The organism is Micromonospora sp. NPDC049366 (assembly GCF_044466625.1).
GTDB lineage: Bacteria > Actinomycetota > Actinomycetes > Mycobacteriales > Micromonosporaceae > Micromonospora.
On record NZ_JBITMV010000026.1, the window covers coordinates 36,193 to 53,720 of the forward strand.

Sequence of the window (17,528 nt, forward strand, 5' to 3'; positions counted from 1 at the left end):
GTTGACCGCTGCGGTCCACGTCCAGCCCGGTTCCGGTGCCCGCTTCGACTGGGGCCTGACGGGCGCGGCCGAATTCGGCCGTGTCTGTGCCGCGTTGGTGGTGGTGGACGTGCTCTCGTTCACCACCGCCGTCGAGGTCGCCGTCGCCCGGGGCATGCGGGTGCATCCGTTTCCGTGGGGTGACCAGGCCGCCGATTACGCCCGTCGTGTCGGCGCCGTCGCGGCCGTCGGCCGCCGGCAGGTGAGCCCGGAGCGGCCGTGGTCGCTCTCACCGGCGGCGCTGAGCGTCGCGCCGGTCGCCGCCGACCTGGTGTTGCCCTCGCCGAACGGCTCCGCCATCAGCGCCGCGGCCAGCGCCACCGGCCTGCCGGTGGTGGCGGCCTGCCTGCGCAACGCACGCGCCGTCGGGCGTTGGCTGCGTCGCCAGGGGTACGGCTCGACGGAAGCCCCGATCGGGGTGATCGCCGCCGGGGAACGCTGGCCGGACGGGTCACTGCGCCCGTCGGTGGAGGACCAGCTCGGGGCGGCCAGCGTGCTGGACGCTCTCTCCGGCGTGGCGGGTGGGCTGTCCGTGGAGGCGGCGATGGCGCTCGCCGCGCTCGCCAGCACGCCGGACGTGCCGGCCGCCGTTCGCGGCTGTGTCTCCGGGCGGGAACTGGTCGAGCACGGCTTCGCCGGGGACGTCGACATCGCCGTCCAGGTCGACGTGTCGGACGTGGTTCCGGTGCTCTACCAGGGCAGATTCTCAGCCGCCTGATCCCGGCGTCGAGCCGGTCCGGCACCCGATCCGGCACCCCCGGTGGGTCGCCGGCATCGGCGCCGATATCCGCCCCGCCCGGTCGGTCGGGCATACCCGTCGGTCAGCTCTGACCGGTCGGTGGGTCATGCGGGCGTCGGCCCGCCCCGACCGGTGGGCGCGGAACGCTGTGCATAGCCCGAAGGGGCCGCCCGGTCGTGCCGGTCGGCCCCTTCGTGGTCGTGCCTCGTGACGGTCGTCCGCCGGTCAGTCGTCCAGCCAGTCCAGCCGGCGGCCGCCCCGGTCCTGCTGCCCGCCGTCCCGGCCACCACGGCCACCCTGGTTCTGGTCGCCGTAGCCGCCGCCCTGGCCGTAGCCACCCTGGTCGTAGCCGCGGTCGTCGTAGCCGCCGCGCTGCGTCGGCGCCTCCTGGCCGTAGCCGCCGCGCTGCGTCGGCGCCTCCTGGCCGTAGCCGCCGCGCTGCGTCGGCGCCTCCTGGCCGTAGCCGCCGCCCTGGCCGTAACCGCCCTGGTCGTAGCCGCGGTCGTCGTAGCCGCCGCGCTGCGTCGGCGCCTCCTGGCCGTAGCCACCGCCCTGCTGCGTCGCGGGCTCCTGGCCGTAGCCGCCGCCCGGCTGCTCGTACCCGCCCTGCTGGCCGTAGCCGCCCTGGTCGTAGCCGCCCTGCTGGCCGTAGCCGCCGGTCGGCTCCGCACCCCGGCCGTACGGCGCGGGCTCCGCCTGCCCGTAGCCCTGGCCCTGCTCGTAGAGCCCGGTGGCGTAGGGGTCGGCCGGGGCCGGGTACTGGGTGTTCTGGCCGGTGTAGCGGCCGGTGGGCTCGTCGTAACGCTCGCCGTAGCCGGCGGCGCCACTCGCCGGGGCCGGCGGGTAGCCCGCCCCGCCCGCCGGGGCGGTGTAGTCCCGGCTGCCGTAGCCGCCGTCGCCACCGGCGCCGTAGCCGCCGCCGGAGCCCGGGGCGTTGCCGTAGCCGCCGTCGCCAGCCGCGCCGTAGCCGGGGGCGTTGCCGTAGCCGCCGTCGCCACCGGCGCCGTAGCCGCCGCCCGAGCCGGGGGCGTTGCCGTAGCCGCCGCCGGAGGAGGGCGCGTTGCCGTAGCCACCGGCGCCGTAGCCGGCCGGCTCGTCGCCGTAGCCGCCGCCGGACCAGCCCTGCTGGCCGTTGGCGCCGTAGGTCTGCTGCGGGGGCACGCCGTACGGGTCCGGCGGGACGTCGTCCACCACCGGGCGGTGCATCATCGTCGGGGCCTCGCTCAGGGCAGTGCCACCGGCGACCATCGTCGGGTCCGGACCGGCGCCCACCGGGTTGACCACCCGGGTCCGGTCGTCGGCGCCGCGGTAGGCGCCCCGGGAGGCCGGCACGGCACCGGCATCGGCGGCACCGGTCGGCGCGTCGTCGTCGGCGCCGTCCGGGTTGTCCTTGCGCTTCATCCAGAGCAGCACGATCGTGCCGACACCCGCGGCGACGAGCAGGCCGCCGAGCAGGATGATGATGTACGAGCCCATGCCGCCGCCGGAGCTCTCGTTCGAGGCGTTGTCGGCCGCCGCGCCCTCGGTCGCCTCGGGAGTCTCCTCCGTGCCCTCCTCGGTCGCCTCCTCGGTGGGCAGCGCCTCCTCGGTGGCCGACGGAGTGGCGCTCGGCGTCGCCTCGACCTTGATCGCGAGGCTGATCCGCTGGCCGGTGACGGTCTGTCCGGCGCTGGCGTTGATGCTCTTCCGCGCCACGATGTTGTCGAAGCTGGCGCCGAGGTCGATTCGGCCCGGCGCGATCGGGCGGTCGGTGGTGCCGGTGAAGCGGAAGTTGCCGCTGCCGTCACTGGAGGTCTGCTGGATGCGGCCGGTGCTGTCCTGGAGCATGACGACGGCGTTCGGCACTGCGTCACCGTTCGCCTGAACGACGACCTTGCCGGAGATCGACCGAACGGTCTGCACCTCGTTCGGCGGCGGCGGGGCCGCCTTGGCCGTCACGGTGACCGTTGTCGAGCCCTCGCTGGGGGCACCGAAACCCCCGCGGGCCCGGACGGTGATCCGGGCGGTCCCGTTCTGCGCGTCGTCAGCGACCTTGAACTTGGCCGTGAGGGTGCCACCCTGCGTGACGTTCCCGCGGTCGCACCCGTCGATGCACTGCACCTTCGAGTTGCTGGAGCTCACGGTGACGTCAGCGGGAACCGGCGGATCGTCGAGGGCGAGGGTGTAGCTCACCGTGACCTCTCCGCCGGCCTGGACGGTGCCGGGGGAGGCCGAGACGTTGGTCACGGTGGGTGCGGCCAGGGCTGGTGTGGCGGGGAGGGCGAGCAGGGCGCCGGCAACCAGCGCTACGACCACACCGGCCCGCTGCTTCCAGGCACGTCGGTGTGTTGACACGTCCACCGCCTTCCGGACTGACTTCCTTCACCCGGCGGAGGCCGGGCCGGGATAATCACGGTACGAATACGCCGTCGGCAACTATGCCTTGTCCGGCTGCCCCCGCGCGACCCAGGGCCAGCGTCGGACCTCTCCCGCTCGGGCCGTATCGTCCCGGTGTGTCCTCTCCGCACGTTAAGTCCGCCGCGGTCGCGGCGGCGTTGTCGGCGCTCGATGAGGGGCGTACGCCCGAACGGCCGGTCCTCCGGGAGGCGGTCCGGACGTTGTTGACCGTCCTCGCGGAGCGCGCCCCCGGCCGATCGGTGGAGGTGCGCGTCCCACCATACGGCGCGGTCCAGTGCGTTGCGGGGCCCCGACACACCCGCGGGACCCCACCGAATGTGGTGGAGATGGACCCGACAACGTGGCTCGAACTCGCGTCCGGACGGCTGGCATGGGCGGAAGCCGTCACCGAGGGTCGCGTACGGGTGAGTGGGATTCGGGGGGACATTTCCGCCCTCCTGCCGCTCTGGCAGCGCCGATGACGCGGTGACGGTAACTACCCGCAGCGGGATCGTGACTTTCTGTATCGACAGCTGTTCGCGTACACTGTCAGGCGACGACAGTGGTGCGGCCGAGGTGTGCGGAGTTCACCCCCGTGGACCCGTGAGGCCAGCCCAGACGCAGCAAAGGGAGCGGCAGGTGCCCCGAGGCGATGGCCGGCTGAGCCACGACCTTGATCCCCAACGACCCGGCCCCCAGGACGCCTGCGGCGTCTTCGGTGTCTGGGCACCGGGGGAAGAGGTCGCCAACCTGACCTACTTCGGTCTCTACGCGCTCCAGCACCGCGGCCAGGAGGCCGCCGGGATCGCGGTGAGCGACGGGTCGGGCGTGGTGGTCTACAAGGACCTGGGCCTGGTCGCCCAGGTGTTCGACGAGCCGACGCTGGCGAGCCTGCGCGGGCACGTGGCGATCGGGCACGCCCGCTACTCCACCACCGGGGCCTCGACCTGGGAGAACGCCCAGCCGACCCTCCGGTCGACCACCGCCGGCACGACCATCGCGCTGGCCCACAACGGCAACCTGGTCAACACCGCCGAGCTGCAGCGCGAGGTCAACGAGCGGGGCCTGGTCACCGACGGCGCGACCAACGACACCTCGCTGGTGACCATGCTCCTGGCGAGCCGGCCCGACCTGTCCGTCGAGGCGGCCGCCTTGGAGGTGCTGCCGCAGCTGCGGGGCGCGTTCAGCTTCGTGTTCATGGACGAGTCGACGCTCTACGCGGCGCGCGACGCGCACGGCGTCCGCCCGCTGGTGCTCGGCCGTCTGGAGCGCGGCTGGGTGGTGGCCAGCGAGACGGCCGCCCTCGACATCGTGGGCGCCAGCGTGGTCCGTGAGGTCGAGCCGGGCGAGCTGATCGCCATCGACGAGGACGGGCTCCGCTCCACCCGGTTCGCGGCGCCGGAGCCGAAGGGCTGCCTCTTCGAGTACGTGTACATCGCCCGCCCGGACGCCACGATCGCCGGGCGGAACGTGAACGCGGCGCGGGTGCAGATCGGGCGCCTGCTCGCCAAGGAGCACCCGGTCGACGCCGACCTGGTGATCCCGGTGCCGGAGTCCGGCACGCCGGCCGCGATCGGCTACGCCGAGGAGTCCGGCATCACCTACGGCCAGGGCCTGATGAAGAACCCGTACGTCGGGCGCACCTTCATCCAGCCCTCGCAGACGCTGCGCCAGCTCGGCATCCGGCTCAAGCTGAACCCGCTGCGCGAGAACGTGCGCGGCAAGCGCATCGTCGTGGTCGACGACTCGATCGTCCGCGGCAACACCCAGCGGGCGATCGTCCGGATGCTGCGTGAGGCCGGCGCACTCGAGGTCCACGTTCGCATCTCCTCGCCGCCGGTCAAGTGGCCGTGCTTCTACGGCATCGACTTCGCCACCCGGGCGGAGCTGCTGGCCAACGGGCTGGACAACGAGGGCGTACGGCGTTCGATCGGCGCCGACACGCTGGGTTACGTCTCGCTGTCCGGCCTGATCGCCGCGACCGAGCAGCCGAAGACCCGCCTGTGTCGGGCGTGTTTCGATGGGGAGTACCCCATCGAGCTGCCGGCGGGCAACCTGATCGGCAAGCACGTGCTCGAAGGGGTGGGCCGCCGGGTCGCCGGCGGCGACGCGGACGCCCCGGAGCGCACCACCCTCCCGCTCGTCGCCACTCCGGGTGGCGCAGCCGTCCACCGCCCGTAGCACGACCCGACACGGCGCCGGGCCACCTCCGGCGCCGCCGTCGAGAACCACAAAGGGGAGAACCGTGACGCACGTGTCCGAGCGCAGCGGCGCAGGAAGCAGCCCGACCGGCGCTGGCGGCGACCGCCAGCCGTGGACGGCCGGCACCAGCCGCCAGACGCGCAAACGCTCGGTCTCGTACGCGGACGCCGGCGTGTCCATCGAGGCGGGCGACCGCGCGGTGGAGCTGCTCAAGTCCAAGGTGCGGCAGACCCGGCGCCCCGAGGTGCTGGGTGACCTGGGTGGCTTCGCCGGCCTGTTCCGGCTCGACACCCAGAAGTACAAGAACCCGATCCTCGCCTCGTCCACCGACGGCGTCGGCACCAAGCTGGTGATCGCCCAGCAGATGGACATTCACGACACGGTCGGCATCGACCTGGTCGCGATGGTCGTCGACGACCTGGTCGCCTGCGGCGCCGAGCCGCTCTTCCTGCTCGACTACATCGCCACCGGCGAGGTCGTGCCGGACAAGGTCGCCGAGATCGGCGCGGGCATCGCCGACGGCTGCCGCTACGCCGGCTGCGCGCTGCTCGGCGGCGAGACGGCCGAGCACCCGGGCGTCCTGCGCCCCGACGAGTACGACATCTCCGCCACCGGCGTCGGCGTGGTGGAGGAGAGCGAGATCCTCAGCCCGGAGCGCGTCGAGGTCGGCGACGTGGTGATCGCCATGCGCTCCTCCGGACTGCACTCCAACGGCTACTCGCTGGTGCGGCACGTGCTCCTCGGCGCCGGCCGGATGCGGCTCGACGTGGTGATCGACGACTTCGGCCGGCAGCGCACGCTGGGCGAGGAGCTGCTCACCCCCACCAAGATCTACGCGCAGGACTGCCTCAAGCTGATCGCCGAGGCCGAGGTGCGGGCGCTGGCCCACGTCACCGGCGGCGGCATCCCGGGCAACCTGGTGCGGGTCCTGCCCGAGCACGTCGACGCCGTGGTCAACCGCTCGACGTGGCGCCCGCAGCCGGTCTTCGACCTGATCCAGTCCAAGGGTCGGATCGAGGACCCGGAGATGGAGGCCACGTTCAACATGGGCGTCGGCATGTTCGCGATCGTCTCCGCCGAGGACGCCGACCGCGCGCTGGCCACGCTCACCGGGCGTGGCGTCGAGGCGTGGCAGGCCGGGGAGATCATCGAGGGCTCCGGGACCGTCCAGATGATCGGGCAGCACACCCGCGGGTGATCACGCTCCGCTGATCGTACGGCCACCTGATCAGGGGTTCACCCGAGTGGCCATCGCCGCCTAGCCTGAAGGGCACCCTCAGGCTGACAAGGGAGGGCGATGGCTGCTCGGGGACAGTCGTTCAACGGGATGCGTGGGATCGCCGCCGTTCCGTCGTACGTCGTGATGCAGCCCACCACCCTCTGCAACCTTGACTGCGCATACTGCTACCTGCCGTTCCGGGCCGCCGACCGGCGGATGCCGGTGGCGGTGGCGGAGGCGGTCGCCGCGTCGGTGAATCCGTGGGCGGCCCAGGGTCGCTTCTCGGTGGTCTGGCACGGCGGTGAGCCCCTGGCGGCCGGCCGTGAGCACCTGGCGGCCCTGCTGGCGCCGTTCGCACCCGAGGTCGAGCACCACGTGCAGACCAACGCGACGCTGATCGACGACGCCTGGTGCGCGTTCTTCGCCGAGCACCGGATCCGCGTCAGCGTGAGCGTGGACGGCCCGCGGGAGCGTAACGGCGACCGGGTCACCCGGGGCGGTCGACCCGCGTACGACCGGATCCTGCGTGGCGTCGCCGCGCTGCGCCGGCACGGGCTGCCGTTCTCGGCGCTCGCGGTGGTCTCCCGTCCACGAGCGGGGCTGGCCACCGAGCTGTACGACTACTTCCTCGACCTGGGCTGCGACGTGCTCGGCATCAACATCGAGGAGACCGAAGGGGTCAACACCCGCGACAACGCGCACGACCCGGCCGACGTCACCACGTTCTGGGCGGAGCTGGTGGCGGCGTGGCGCCGGGAGCCCCGGATCCACCTGCGTGAGGTCGAGTGGTCGTTGCGGTACGCCGCGGCGGTGCTGGACGACGTCGCGGAGGACGTGCTGCCGCGGCAACTGGACCCGATCCCCACGATCGGGCATGACGGCTCGGTCACCGTGCTCTCCCCGGAGCTGGCGGGCTTCACCGACCCGCGCTACGGCGACTTCAGCAGCGGCAACGTGTTGCGGGCCTCGCTGGCCGAGATCCTGGCCGGGGCGGAGCGTACGCCCTGGGTGGGCGAGTTCCTGGCCGGCGTGGAGGCCTGTCGGTCCGGTTGCCCCTACTTCGGCTTCTGTGGCGGGGGCCACGCGGCCAACCGCTACTTCGAGCTGGGGCGTTTCGACGGTACGGAGACCGAGCACTGCCGCAACAGCAAGATCCGCCTATTGGAGGGAGTGTTGGAGCATGCCCGAGACCACCAGTCACCGGCAGCCTGAGCGCGGAGCGGACACCGGCCCGGCCGGAATCGCCGAACGGGTGCGGGACGCCGCCCCGGGCCTCGTCGCCCTGCTGCGCGAGGCGGAGGACGCGCGGCGGCTCCGGGCGGAGGTGGCGGGCGGAAGCGGCGAGGGCGCGGTGTGCGCCTGGAACCACTTCGAGAACATCCCGACGTTCTACAACTGGAACAACCGACCGCGCTGAGCCGCGGTGTCGGGACCAGGGGCCTGTCTGGCGATATCCGCAGGGCAGGCCCCTGATCGTCCGTCGCTACGCCGCTGTGGTGGGCACATGCGTGAGCACGCGGGAGCTACCGCGTGCTCAGCTGCGTCGAGAGGTCAGCGGGTCGGCCGGACCCAGGTGTCTGGGTCCTCGTCCGCGTGATCCTCATCATCGTCGTCGACATACTCTTTGTAGTCGTCGTCGAAGTTGTGCTCAGACTTACCAGCACCCGCCAGTTCACGCTGCAAGGCGGTGAGGTCGGTGTTCGGGGAGTGGTACTTCAACTCCCGGGCCACCTTCGTCTGCTTGGCCTTAGCACGGCCGCGCCCCATGGCTCGACCCCCTCGCACAGAATGCGGGGCAGCCCGAAGGCGGGCCCCGATGACGTCAGGCATCTCTCGTGGCTCTTACGGTACATGGGGATGCCACCGTTCGGCACCTCGGGTTACCGTCAGCCGGCCCTGCGCGTCGCAGTGAACCGGCCGTCACCCAGTGTACCGGGTAAGGGGCGAAGCCGTGAGCACCCGTGACACCGGACAGAACGGCACGAAACAGGTGCCAGATCCAGCTTAACGGCCGGTGCCGGGCCGGGGAGGCCGCGGGAGCGGATCTGAGCCGTCCGCTCCCGGGCCGCCGGGTCAGCGGAGGTGAATGGTGCGCAGCCGCCCGACCTCGGCCATCCGCCGCTCGGCCAGCCGGTCCGCCGCCACCGCCGGCGGGACGCCCTCGGCGTCGGCCAGCTGGAGGATCTCGCGGGTCGTGTCGTAGATCCGGGTGGCCCGCAGCTTGGCCCGGTCGAAGTTGAAGCCCTCGATCTCGTCGGCGACCTGGATCACACCACCGGCGTTGACCACGTAGTCGGGGGCGTAGAGGACGCCCCGGTCGGCGAGGAGCTTCTCGATGCCCGGGTGGGCGAGCTGGTTGTTCGCCGCGCCGGCGACCACCTTCGCCCGAAGGGCCGGCACGGTGTCGTCGTTCAGCGCGCCGCCGAGCGCGCACGGGGCGTACACGTCGATGTCGGCGGCGACCAGCGTCGAGCTGTCGTCGACGAGGGTGACCTGCGGGTGGGTCGTGCGCGCCCACTCGAGCGCCCGCGGGTTGACGTCCGTCGCCACGACCTCGGCGCCGTCGTCGAGCAGGTGGCCCACCAGGTACTTGCCGACCTTGCCCAGCCCGGCCACGCCGACCCGCCGGCCGCGCAGCGTCGGGGCGCCCCAGACGTGCTCCGCCGCCGCGCGCATGCCCTGGAAGACGCCCCAGGCGGTGAGGATCGACGAGTCGCCGGCGCCGCCGTGCTCCACGCTGCGGCCGGTGACGTAGCGCGTCTCCCGGGCCACCACGTCCATGTCGGCCACGTACGTGCCGACGTCGCAGGCGGTGTAGTAGCGGCCGCCGAGCGACTCCACGAACCGGCCGTACGCGCGCAGCAGCGCCTCGCTCTTGATCTGCTCCGGGTCACCCCAGATGACGGCCTTGCCACCGCCGAGGTCCAGCCCCGCGAGCGCGTTCTTGTAGGCCATGCCCCGCGACAGGTCGAGGACGTCGGCGAGGGCCGCCTCCTCGCTGTCGTACGGGTAGAAGCGGGTGCCGCCGAGCGCGGGCCCCAGCGCGGTGGAGTAGATCCCGATGATGGCCTTGAGACCGGTCTGCGTGTCCTGGCAGAACACGACCTGTTCGTGGCCGGTCGATCCGGGGTCGTCGGTGCTCGCGAATACGCCCATGACTGGCTCCTGGTGTCGGTGCGTCCTTGTGGGACGCGGCCTGGTGGACGACGGCGGGGATGCTGCCGGTGAGGTTGAGCCTAATATCGGCCTCCGTCGGGCCGCCGACCACGGCGGGCCCCGCCCACCCAGCAGGACCGGTCCGGCCGCCGACCACGGCGCGCCATGTCCGGCGGGCGCTGACGGCGACGGCGTCGCGTTCGTGGGAGGATCGCGCCGTGCCGTCGCTCTTCGCTTCTTACCTGCGCGTGTACGAGCCGCTCACCGCGTTCGACCGGGACCGCCAGACCTACTGGCGGCGCTACGTGTCGGAGGGGCGGGCGGTCGCCCCGGTGGAGGGCCCCGGTCGACAGCGGACGGCCGTGATCGAGGCGCTCGGCGCCGGCTGGACCCGGCTGCCCGACCTGCCCGAGGAGGCGTACGTCCTGGAGACGGACGACACCCTGCTCATCTGCCCGTGGAACCTGCGGATCCGGGTGGCCGAGGCGGCGCTGAGCGCTCGGGACGGCGTTCCGTCGGTGCTCGCCGACGCCTTCGTGCCGCCGGTGCTCGCCGGGCAGGCCAAGGCGGTCGTCGACGACTGGCGCAGCGGCGCCCGGGTGCTGGAGCACGGGGTGCCCCGCGTTCACGAGCAGATCGCGACCTGGGGTGTGCCGCTGCGCTGGTTCGTTCTCTTCGACCCGGCGGAGCGGGACCTGGTCACCGCCCCCGACCGCCGGTCGCTGCGCTACCGCACGGAGATCTCGAAGGCCCGCCGTCGGTCGTCGCGCGCGCTCTCGGTGCTGCGCAAGTCGGTGGGCGAGGCGCCGATCACCGAGGCGGTCGAGGAGGCCGCCCGCTGGCTGGAGGAGTTCCACCCCCGGTCGGTCGTGGAACTGGACTACGGCGGCCTGGTCGAGCTGCTGTCGGCGGACACACTCGCCGCCGACGACTCGCCCGAGCTGGTCGCGGCGGGTCTCGCCGGGCTCTCCCGGGGTGAGGCCGAGGAGGCGTCCGCCGCGTACGACAAGCTGGTGGCGCGGTGGCGGGCGGTCCAGCTGCTGGAGCGGTGCAACTAGGGGCATTTCGCCCAAGGAGCGCTCCCAAGGCGAGGGGTGCTCGTAGTTGACGCTTCACGAACCGTGATCATGAGTCCGAATAAGGCAGATTCTGCCGTGTAAAAGTCGCATAAATCGGGCATGGTTCATCCGTCCGTCTAGGGACGTTCGGCCGTTCGGCCCATGTCGGACATCGGGGACTAGCCGGACCATGGGAGACGCGTCGGCCGGCGGGACCCCGGCCGATGTCTATACATGTGGAGGAGTGACCGATGGCATCGCGAACGCACGAACCAGAGCCGCTACTCACACCGGCCGAGGTGGCGTCGATGTTCCGTGTCGACCCGAAGACGGTGACCCGGTGGGCCAAGGCGGGCAAGCTCTCCGCCATCCGCACCCTCGGCGGACACCGCCGGTACCGCGAGTCGGAGGTCAGAGCCCTGCTGCAGGGGCAGATTCCCCAGCAGCGCCAGGGAGACTGAGCCGGCACCACGCACGTGGATCAGGGCGGTGGACTTCGGTCCGCCGCCCTGACTCATGTCTGGCCCTCCGCGAGGGTGATCCGGATGCCGACCGTGCCGCCGTCACCCCGGCGCAGCCGACTCCCGAGCAGGGTCAACCGGCCGAGCACCCGGTATTTGTGCTTGATGAGCCCGCGGATCCGGCGGCTGCCCGCCGGGTCGTAGAGCGTCGCCCGGGCGGGCACCGGCGCGCCGTGCGGTCGGCCCCGGACGTCGCAGGGCGCGACCGTGACGGCCCCGTTGCGGCGGATGCGCTTGACCTTGCCGGAGTCGGCCGCCGTCCACACCGCCAGGCCGTCGCCGTCACGGACCGCCCACACAGGCGTCGGAACCTCACGACCGTCGCGTCGGAAGGTCGTCAGAAGGATGTACTTCTCGGCCGACAAGCGATCCAAGGTGGCCACCCCGTCAGGATACGACTGAACGGCTGACTGACCGGCCGGATAGCGTGAAGCTCGTGACCGGCGAGCCGCGAATTGGTGACGTGGTCGGTGAACTGCTGCGGGACACGCTCGCCGTGGCCACCGGCGTCGGCCCGCGACCGCTGGTCGGCGGTCGGCTGCCCCGTCCGGTCATCGAGATCATCGAACGGGACGACGGGCTGATCAACGGCGCTCCGGCCGCGCCCTACCTCGACCCGCCGGCCTGGTGGCAGCCGTACGACCGCCGGGCGGTGGACCGGGCGCGCGGCGAGACCCTGGACGTCGGCGTCGGCGCCGGGCGGATCGCCCTGGCGTTGCAGGAGCGCGGCGTGCCGGTCACCGGGCTCGACACGTCCGCCGGCGCGCTGGACGTGTGCCGGCGCCGGGGCGTACGCAACCTGGTGCACGGCACCGTGGACAGTCACGTGGCCGACGGCGCCCGGTACGACACGTTCCTGATGCTCGGCAACAACCTCGGGCTCTTCGAGGGGCGGGAGCGCGCGCCGGCCCTGCTCGCCGCCCTCGCGGCGCTGGCCCGACCGGGGGCGCAGATCATCGCGCACGGCACCGACCCGTACGGCACCCGCGACCCGGTGCACACCGTCTACCACGAGCGCAACCGTCGGCGAGGCCGGCTCGGTGGGCAGCTACGGCTCCGGCTGCGCTACCGGGAGCTCGCCACCGACTGGTTCGACTACCTCGTCTGCTCACCGGACGAGTTCGCGGAGCTGGTCCGGGGCAGCGCCTGGCAGCTCATCGATGTGGACGACCGGGACGCCCCCTACTACCTGGCCACGCTCCGCCTGACGGGCTGACGGGCTGACGGGCTGACGGGCTGCCGGCGAGCGGCAGGGCTGGCACCGGCGACGTCGGGGCCGCGGACTCCGTGTCGGCCGGGACGCGACGGCCGGGTCGAGCACGACGAGGCCCCCGCGCCGGGGCGGCGGCGGGGGCCGGGCCGGTCAGACCTTGACGGTCGGGGGCAGCTGCTCGGGCGGGAGGCCGCCGTCGCCGTCGACGACCTCGTCCGGGGTGCCGTCCTCGTCCAGGTCGACCATGGTGATGTCCACCTTGCCGTCGTGGTCGGTGTCGAACTGGAACAGGTCGGCCTTGCCGTCGCCGTCGGTGTCCACCACCCAGACGTCGGTCTGCCCGTCGTTGTTGGTGTCCGCGCGCAGCAGCTCGACCCGCTCGTCCCCGCGGGTCTCCACCGTGTCGGTGCTCTCCGCGCCCACGACGCCCTCCGGTGCCTGGCTCATCTCGACTGGTCCTTCCCTCGGTTGACCGCCGTCTGTACCCGATCCGCCGCGCCCCCACGCATGGCGCCGCGCCCGGGGCCCATATGGTCGCAGCATGAGCGAGTGGAGCGCACCGTCGGCCGCGGGTGGACCCTCGGGCCGCCGCCGGGCGCAAGGGGGAGGCGCAATGAGCGAGCGCAGCGGAGGGCCGGCATGAGCGAACGGTTCGTCGTGGTCGGAGCCGGCACGATGGGGCTCGGCATCGCGTACGTGGCGGCGGGTGCCGGTCACGCCGTCGAGCTGGTGGAGGTGGACCGCGCCCGGGGAGCCGCCGCACTGACCCGGCTCGGTGACCTGTGGGACCGGGCGGTGGGACGCGGCAAGCTGACCGTGGAACAGGCCACCGCGAACCGGGACCGGGTCACGCTGCGCGCCGCCCTGGCCGAGGTCGCCACCGGGCCCGACGTGGTCGTGGAGGCGGTGCCGGAGCGGCTCGACCTCAAGCGGGCCGTGCTGCGCGACGCGGAGGCCCTCGACCCGGCGCTGCTCGGCAGCAACACGTCCAGCATCGCCATCGGCGAGCTGGCCGCCGGGCTGGCCCGGCCGGACCGCTTCGTCGGGCTGCACTTCTTCAACCCGGTCTGGGCGATGGCGCTGCTGGAGATCGTGGTCGGGCCGGCCACCGCCGAGGAGACCACCGCGGCGGCCGTCGCGCTCGCCGGTCGGCTCGGCAAGGACCCCGTCGTCGTACGCGACATGCCCGGCTTCGCCACCTCGCGCCTCGGGGTCACGCTCGGTCTGGAGGCGATCCGAATGGTGGCGGACGGGGTGGCCAGCCCCGCCGACATCGACAAGGCGATGGTGCTCGGCTACCGGCACCCGGTCGGGCCGCTGGAGCTGACCGACCTGGTCGGCCTGGACGTCCGGCTCGACATCGCGCGCACCCTTCAGGCCGCGTATGGGGACCGCTTCGCGCCGCCGCCGCTGCTCGAGGAGATGGTGGCCGCCGGGCGGCTGGGGAAGAAGTCCGGGCAGGGCTTCTACCGCTGGGAAGGCGGTGTGAAAGCGGTGGACCCCGCGGTCGCGAACGAAGGGCTGGACCGGTGAGCGGGCTGCGGATCGAGGAGTGTCCGGACCGCCTGGTCGTCACGCTGGACCGGCCGGAGAAGCGCAACGCCATCGACGCGGACCTGATCGGCGAGCTGCACGCGGTCTGCGCCGAGCTGGAGGCCCGGCCACGGCTGCTGTTGCTGACCGGCGGCGCGGAGGGCATCTTCGCCGGTGGTGCCGACATCGGCCAACTCCGGGAGCGGGGCCGGCTGGACGCCCTCGCCGCGATCAACTCGGCCGCCTTCGCCCGGATCCGGGCGCTGCCCATGCCGACCGTGGCCGCCGTCGACGGTCCGGCGCTCGGCGGCGGCGCCGAGCTGGCGTACGCCTGCGATCTGCGGGTGTGCACGGAGCGCGCCGTCTTCGGTCAGCCGGAGGTGCGGCTGGGGATTCTGGCCGGCGCCGGCGCGACCCACCGGCTGCCCGCGCTGATCGGCGAGGCGCGGGCCAAGGAGTTGCTCTTCACCGGCCGCCGCGTCGACGCGGCGGAGGCGCTGCGGATCGGGTTGGTCAACCGGGTGGTGGCCGAGCCGGATGAGCTGCTGCCCACCGCCCACGAGCTGCTCGACGAGATGGCCAAGGGGTCGGCCCTGGCGCTGCGGCTCACCAAGCTCGCCGTGGACGCGCCCGCCGCCGCCCACCCCCAGCTCGACCTCGTGAGCCAGGCCGTGCTCTTCGAGGACGAGGAGAAGCGCCGCCGGATGACGGAGTTCCTCGACCGGCGACGCAGCCGCTGAACGACCGCTCGGCACACGACAACGGCCGCACCGGTTCCCCGGTGCGGCCGTTCGTCGTCCGCGGTTCAGCGCCCGCTCAGTGGCGGATCTGCACGCCCGCGTCGGCCAGCGCGCGGATCACCTGCGCCGACTCGCCGAAGCCGATCAGCAGCACGGCGTCCGCCCCGAAGTCCTTGACCTCCTTGGCGCCGGCGCCGAAGTCCACCGGCGGGGCGTCCTCGCCCTCGGGCGGCTGGTAGGTCAGCAGCTTGAGCCGGTCGGCGCTGATGCCCGCCCGCTCCAGCTCCTTGCGGACCACGTCCTGCAGGCCCTCACCGTAGGAGTCCTTGCGGGCGACGATCGCGATCCGCTGCGAGCCGTCCCGCAGGATCACGTCCGCCAGCGCCCGGCCCTGGAGGCTGTCCGGCGGCGCGGTGCGGAAGTAGAGGCCCTTGTCGTCGACGGTGGTCAGGCCCGCGTCGGTGTTCGACGGCGAGAACAGGATCCGGCCGGCCTGCACCACGTCCGGCAGCACCGCCAGGGAGATGCCCGAACCGCCGGCGCCGATGATGACCGGCACCCCGTCCGCGATGTGCTTCGCGACGGTCGCCTTCGCCACCGTCGGGCTCGTGCCGTCGTCGCCCTCGGCCCAGGTGACCGGGTCACCGAGGATGCCCCCCGCGGCGTTGATCTCCTTGATGGCCAGCTCCGCGCCGGCGGCCATCGGCGGGTACGCGAGCGCCAGCTCACCGGTCTTCGGCAGCAGACCGCCGATGACCAGCGGCGAGCCGTCCTCCTTGTCGGCGGCGCCGGTCGGCTGCTTGCTGCCCTTCGGCGGGTTCTTGGTGCTGGCCGCCGATTCCTCGCCGGCGCCGACGAACTCGGTCTTACCGTCGTTGATCTGCTGCCCGTCGAAGTGCAGGGTGGCGTAGCTCGCGGTGGCCGGCTCACCGGCGTCGGTGAAGCCGGCGCGGGTCAGCGAGACGCTGCGGTACTGGATGTCCTGGCCGGCGCGGGCCAGCGTCAGGCAACCGGCCACGTCCTCGCAGCGCTGACCACCGTTGGTGACGCCGACGATCTGCCGCGCGATCGCGGCCGGCTCGGTGCTCCCGGCCAGCTGCGCGGCGAGCGCGCTGATCACCACGGCGTCGTACGTCTCCGCCGAGTACAGGAAGTCGGTCAGCTTCGGATCCACGGACCGTAGCCGACCCTTGAAGTCCTCCGGCAACGGCGTCAGGGGCGTGGTGCCCTTCATGCCGTCGACCAGGTCGGCGCGATCCTTCAACTCCGCAGGGAAGGAATTGAGCATGTTTCCGTCGGTCCCGTAGAGACGCGCCTGTTGGGTCGGCGCCTCGTCAGGGGTGTCAGTCCCGCAGGCGCTGGTGGCGAGCAGGAACGTGGCGCAGGCGGTCAGTGTGGCCGCCCGCGAGCCGCGCGATTTGAACATCGTCGTCCTTCCTCCGGCGAAGGTCCGCTGCGCACATTAGCGTGCCGACGCCGACTGCGGGGCTGTGGAGGTGGCCAACTCCGCAGGTCGCCGAGGGTGGTCACGGAGAGTGATTGACAAACGGTGGTCGATGGCTGCTTGACCGTCCGGCCTACTGTGCGGTGCGTGACGGACCTACCACAGCAGACGCTCGACGACGCGAATCTGGTGCTCCGCTCCGCGCTCGCCGGGGACGGTGACGGCGTGGTCGGGACGTTCGACGCGGTCGTCGACCGGTCCGGGCTGGCCGGGGCGTACGGGGTGGCGTGGTGCCTCGCGGCCACCATGGTCGGCGAGCCGGGACCGCCGGGGCAGTGCGCGTTGGACTTCCCGGGCATCGACGAGGCCGGCTACGACACCCGCTGGGTGGCGCGGTTCGTCAGCGCGTACGCCAACCGGGACGTCGACACCGGCGAGGCGCTGTTCGGGGCCGCGGCGGCCGACGGGCTGCTACCCGACTGTCTGCTCACCCTCGCCGGCTCGACGGTCGCCACGCTGCGCAGTCGCAACACCTGAGCCGCCCGGCCGCCCGGGCCGTGTGATAGCTGTGGTGGCATGTCCGAGGCCATGCTGAGCAAGGTGCGCAAGCTGCTGGCCCAGGCCGAGGACCCGGCCTGCACGCCCGCCGAGTCGGCGGCGTTCATGGCCAAGGCCACCGAGTTGATCGCCCGCTACGGGGTCGACCGGGCGCTGCTCGCCGCCCGGGACCCCGCCACCGACCTGGTCGGCGACCGGGTGGTCGAGGTCGTCGCCCCGTACGCCCGGGACAAGGCCGGCCTGCTCGCCGCGGTCGCCGACCCGCTGCGCTGCCGCTGCGTACGCCGTCCGCGCGACGACGGATTCACCCTCCACCTGTTCGGCTTCGCGAGCGACCTGGAGCGGGTCGACCTGCTCTTCACCTCGCTGCTGGTGCAGGCCGCACACGGCCTGGCCGGCGCCGCCGTCCCGGTGGGCGAGCACCCGGCGGCGTTCCGGCGCTCGTGGCTGGCCGGTTTCGCCCAGGTGATCGGGGCGCGGCTGCGGGCCGCCGAGACCGGGGCGGCGGAGGGCTCGGGTGTCCCCGGCGTCGCGCTCGTCCTGGCCGACCGGTCCGACCGGGTGCAGCGCCGGCTCGCCGAGGTCTATCCCCGGCTGCGCACGGCGCCGCGTCGGCGGCTCGCCGGTAGCGGGTTCGGCTCCGGAGCCGCGGCGGGCCACCGCGCGGACCTCGGCGGTCGGACCGTGGACACCGGCCCGGGCGCGGAGCGCGGCATCGCCGGCTGAATGG

19 protein-coding genes are annotated in these 17,528 nt (G+C 72.9%); 13 read left to right on the forward strand and 6 right to left on the reverse strand.

Annotation, left to right across the window (positions count from 1 at the left end; translation table 11 throughout):
- The first annotated feature begins 1 nt into the window (after nucleotide 1).
- Entirely contained in the window at nucleotides 2-757 is a 756-nt protein-coding gene (locus ACIBTV_RS28840; protein ID WP_396709916.1) for a 2-phosphosulfolactate phosphatase, read from the forward strand.
- A gap of 246 nt (nucleotides 758-1,003) precedes the next feature.
- Here ACIBTV_RS28840 and ACIBTV_RS28845 read toward each other — a convergent pair whose 3' ends face one another.
- The gene (locus ACIBTV_RS28845; RefSeq protein ID WP_396709917.1) at nucleotides 1,004-3,112 is read right to left on the reverse strand and encodes a carboxypeptidase-like regulatory domain-containing protein; all 2,109 of its coding nucleotides are present in this window, start codon (nucleotides 3,110-3,112) and stop codon (nucleotides 1,004-1,006) included.
- A 158-nt stretch (nucleotides 3,113-3,270) separates the two neighbouring features.
- Between ACIBTV_RS28845 and ACIBTV_RS28850 the strand changes: the two genes are divergently transcribed.
- From ACIBTV_RS28850 to amcA, 5 genes are all read left to right on the forward strand, one after another.
- The gene (locus tag ACIBTV_RS28850) at nucleotides 3,271-3,636 is read left to right on the forward strand and encodes a sterol carrier family protein (protein WP_396709918.1); all 366 of its coding nucleotides are present in this window, start codon (nucleotides 3,271-3,273) and stop codon (nucleotides 3,634-3,636) included.
- Nucleotides 3,637-3,793: 157 nt separating this feature from the next.
- Entirely contained in the window at nucleotides 3,794-5,335 is a 1,542-nt protein-coding gene (purF, locus tag ACIBTV_RS28855) for an amidophosphoribosyltransferase (RefSeq protein WP_396709919.1), read from the forward strand.
- A 64-nt stretch (nucleotides 5,336-5,399) separates the two neighbouring features.
- Nucleotides 5,400-6,554, forward strand: a complete 1,155-nt coding sequence (purM, locus tag ACIBTV_RS28860) for a phosphoribosylformylglycinamidine cyclo-ligase (protein ID WP_396709921.1) — start codon at nucleotides 5,400-5,402, stop codon at nucleotides 6,552-6,554.
- Between the two features lie 129 nt (nucleotides 6,555-6,683).
- Nucleotides 6,684-7,787, forward strand: a complete 1,104-nt coding sequence (gene amcB, locus ACIBTV_RS28865; RefSeq protein ID WP_396709984.1) for a cyclophane-forming radical SAM peptide maturase AmcB — start codon at nucleotides 6,684-6,686, stop codon at nucleotides 7,785-7,787.
- Nucleotides 7,756-7,992, forward strand: a complete 237-nt coding sequence (amcA, locus tag ACIBTV_RS28870; protein ID WP_396709923.1) for a multiple cyclophane-containing RiPP AmcA — start codon at nucleotides 7,756-7,758, stop codon at nucleotides 7,990-7,992. Before amcB ends, amcA begins: the two co-directional genes overlap by 32 nt.
- Before the next feature lie 134 nt (nucleotides 7,993-8,126).
- Here amcA and ACIBTV_RS28875 read toward each other — a convergent pair whose 3' ends face one another.
- Both ACIBTV_RS28875 and ACIBTV_RS28880 read right to left on the reverse strand, forming a co-directional pair.
- Complete coding sequence (locus ACIBTV_RS28875; protein WP_088996883.1) at nucleotides 8,127-8,342, reverse strand: DUF3073 domain-containing protein; 216 nt, start codon at nucleotides 8,340-8,342, stop codon at nucleotides 8,127-8,129.
- A 306-nt stretch (nucleotides 8,343-8,648) separates the two neighbouring features.
- Nucleotides 8,649-9,731, reverse strand: coding sequence for a Glu/Leu/Phe/Val dehydrogenase (locus ACIBTV_RS28880; protein ID WP_396709925.1), 1,083 nt, complete (start codon nucleotides 9,729-9,731; stop codon nucleotides 8,649-8,651).
- A gap of 218 nt (nucleotides 9,732-9,949) precedes the next feature.
- Here ACIBTV_RS28880 and ACIBTV_RS28885 point away from each other — a divergent pair, with 218 nt between their 5' ends.
- Nucleotides 9,950-10,789, forward strand: coding sequence for a hypothetical protein (locus tag ACIBTV_RS28885; protein WP_396709927.1), 840 nt, complete (start codon nucleotides 9,950-9,952; stop codon nucleotides 10,787-10,789).
- 251 nt (nucleotides 10,790-11,040) lie between these two features.
- Nucleotides 11,041-11,250, forward strand: a complete 210-nt coding sequence (locus tag ACIBTV_RS28890) for a BldC family transcriptional regulator (protein WP_007073996.1) — start codon at nucleotides 11,041-11,043, stop codon at nucleotides 11,248-11,250.
- 53 nt (nucleotides 11,251-11,303) lie between these two features.
- On the opposite strand, the gene ACIBTV_RS28895 is transcribed toward ACIBTV_RS28890, so the two are convergent.
- On the reverse strand, nucleotides 11,304-11,693 hold the full coding sequence (locus tag ACIBTV_RS28895; protein ID WP_396709929.1) for a PPOX class F420-dependent oxidoreductase: 390 nt from the start codon (nucleotides 11,691-11,693) through the stop codon (nucleotides 11,304-11,306).
- Between the two features lie 53 nt (nucleotides 11,694-11,746).
- On the opposite strand from ACIBTV_RS28895, the gene ACIBTV_RS28900 reads away from it, so the two are divergent.
- Nucleotides 11,747-12,526 (forward strand): class I SAM-dependent methyltransferase, encoded by a 780-nt coding sequence (locus ACIBTV_RS28900; RefSeq protein WP_396709931.1) that lies wholly within the window; start codon nucleotides 11,747-11,749, stop codon nucleotides 12,524-12,526.
- A 147-nt stretch (nucleotides 12,527-12,673) separates the two neighbouring features.
- Here ACIBTV_RS28900 and ACIBTV_RS28905 read toward each other — a convergent pair whose 3' ends face one another.
- Nucleotides 12,674-12,970: a hypothetical protein gene (locus tag ACIBTV_RS28905; protein WP_396709933.1), complete on the reverse strand. Its 297-nt coding sequence runs from the start codon at nucleotides 12,968-12,970 to the stop codon at nucleotides 12,674-12,676.
- Nucleotides 12,971-13,162: 192 nt separating this feature from the next.
- Here ACIBTV_RS28905 and ACIBTV_RS28910 point away from each other — a divergent pair, with 192 nt between their 5' ends.
- Together ACIBTV_RS28910 and ACIBTV_RS28915 are read left to right on the forward strand one after the other, a co-directional pair.
- A complete protein-coding gene (locus ACIBTV_RS28910; RefSeq protein ID WP_396709935.1) occupies nucleotides 13,163-14,056 on the forward strand; it encodes a 3-hydroxyacyl-CoA dehydrogenase family protein in 894 nt (297 codons plus the stop codon).
- The gene (locus ACIBTV_RS28915; protein WP_396709936.1) at nucleotides 14,053-14,796 is read left to right on the forward strand and encodes an enoyl-CoA hydratase/isomerase family protein; all 744 of its coding nucleotides are present in this window, start codon (nucleotides 14,053-14,055) and stop codon (nucleotides 14,794-14,796) included. Before ACIBTV_RS28910 ends, ACIBTV_RS28915 begins: the two co-directional genes overlap by 4 nt.
- 76 nt (nucleotides 14,797-14,872) lie before the next feature.
- Here ACIBTV_RS28915 and ACIBTV_RS28920 read toward each other — a convergent pair whose 3' ends face one another.
- Nucleotides 14,873-16,222, reverse strand: coding sequence for an ABC transporter substrate-binding protein (locus ACIBTV_RS28920; protein WP_396709938.1), 1,350 nt, complete (start codon nucleotides 16,220-16,222; stop codon nucleotides 14,873-14,875).
- A gap of 165 nt (nucleotides 16,223-16,387) precedes the next feature.
- On the opposite strand from ACIBTV_RS28920, the gene ACIBTV_RS28925 reads away from it, so the two are divergent.
- The gene (locus ACIBTV_RS28925) at nucleotides 16,388-16,777 is read left to right on the forward strand and encodes a hypothetical protein (RefSeq protein WP_396709940.1); all 390 of its coding nucleotides are present in this window, start codon (nucleotides 16,388-16,390) and stop codon (nucleotides 16,775-16,777) included.
- 39 nt (nucleotides 16,778-16,816) lie between these two features.
- Complete coding sequence (locus ACIBTV_RS28930) at nucleotides 16,817-17,524, forward strand: DUF2786 domain-containing protein (RefSeq protein WP_396709941.1); 708 nt, start codon at nucleotides 16,817-16,819, stop codon at nucleotides 17,522-17,524.
- The last annotated feature ends 4 nt before the right edge of the window (nucleotides 17,525-17,528 follow it).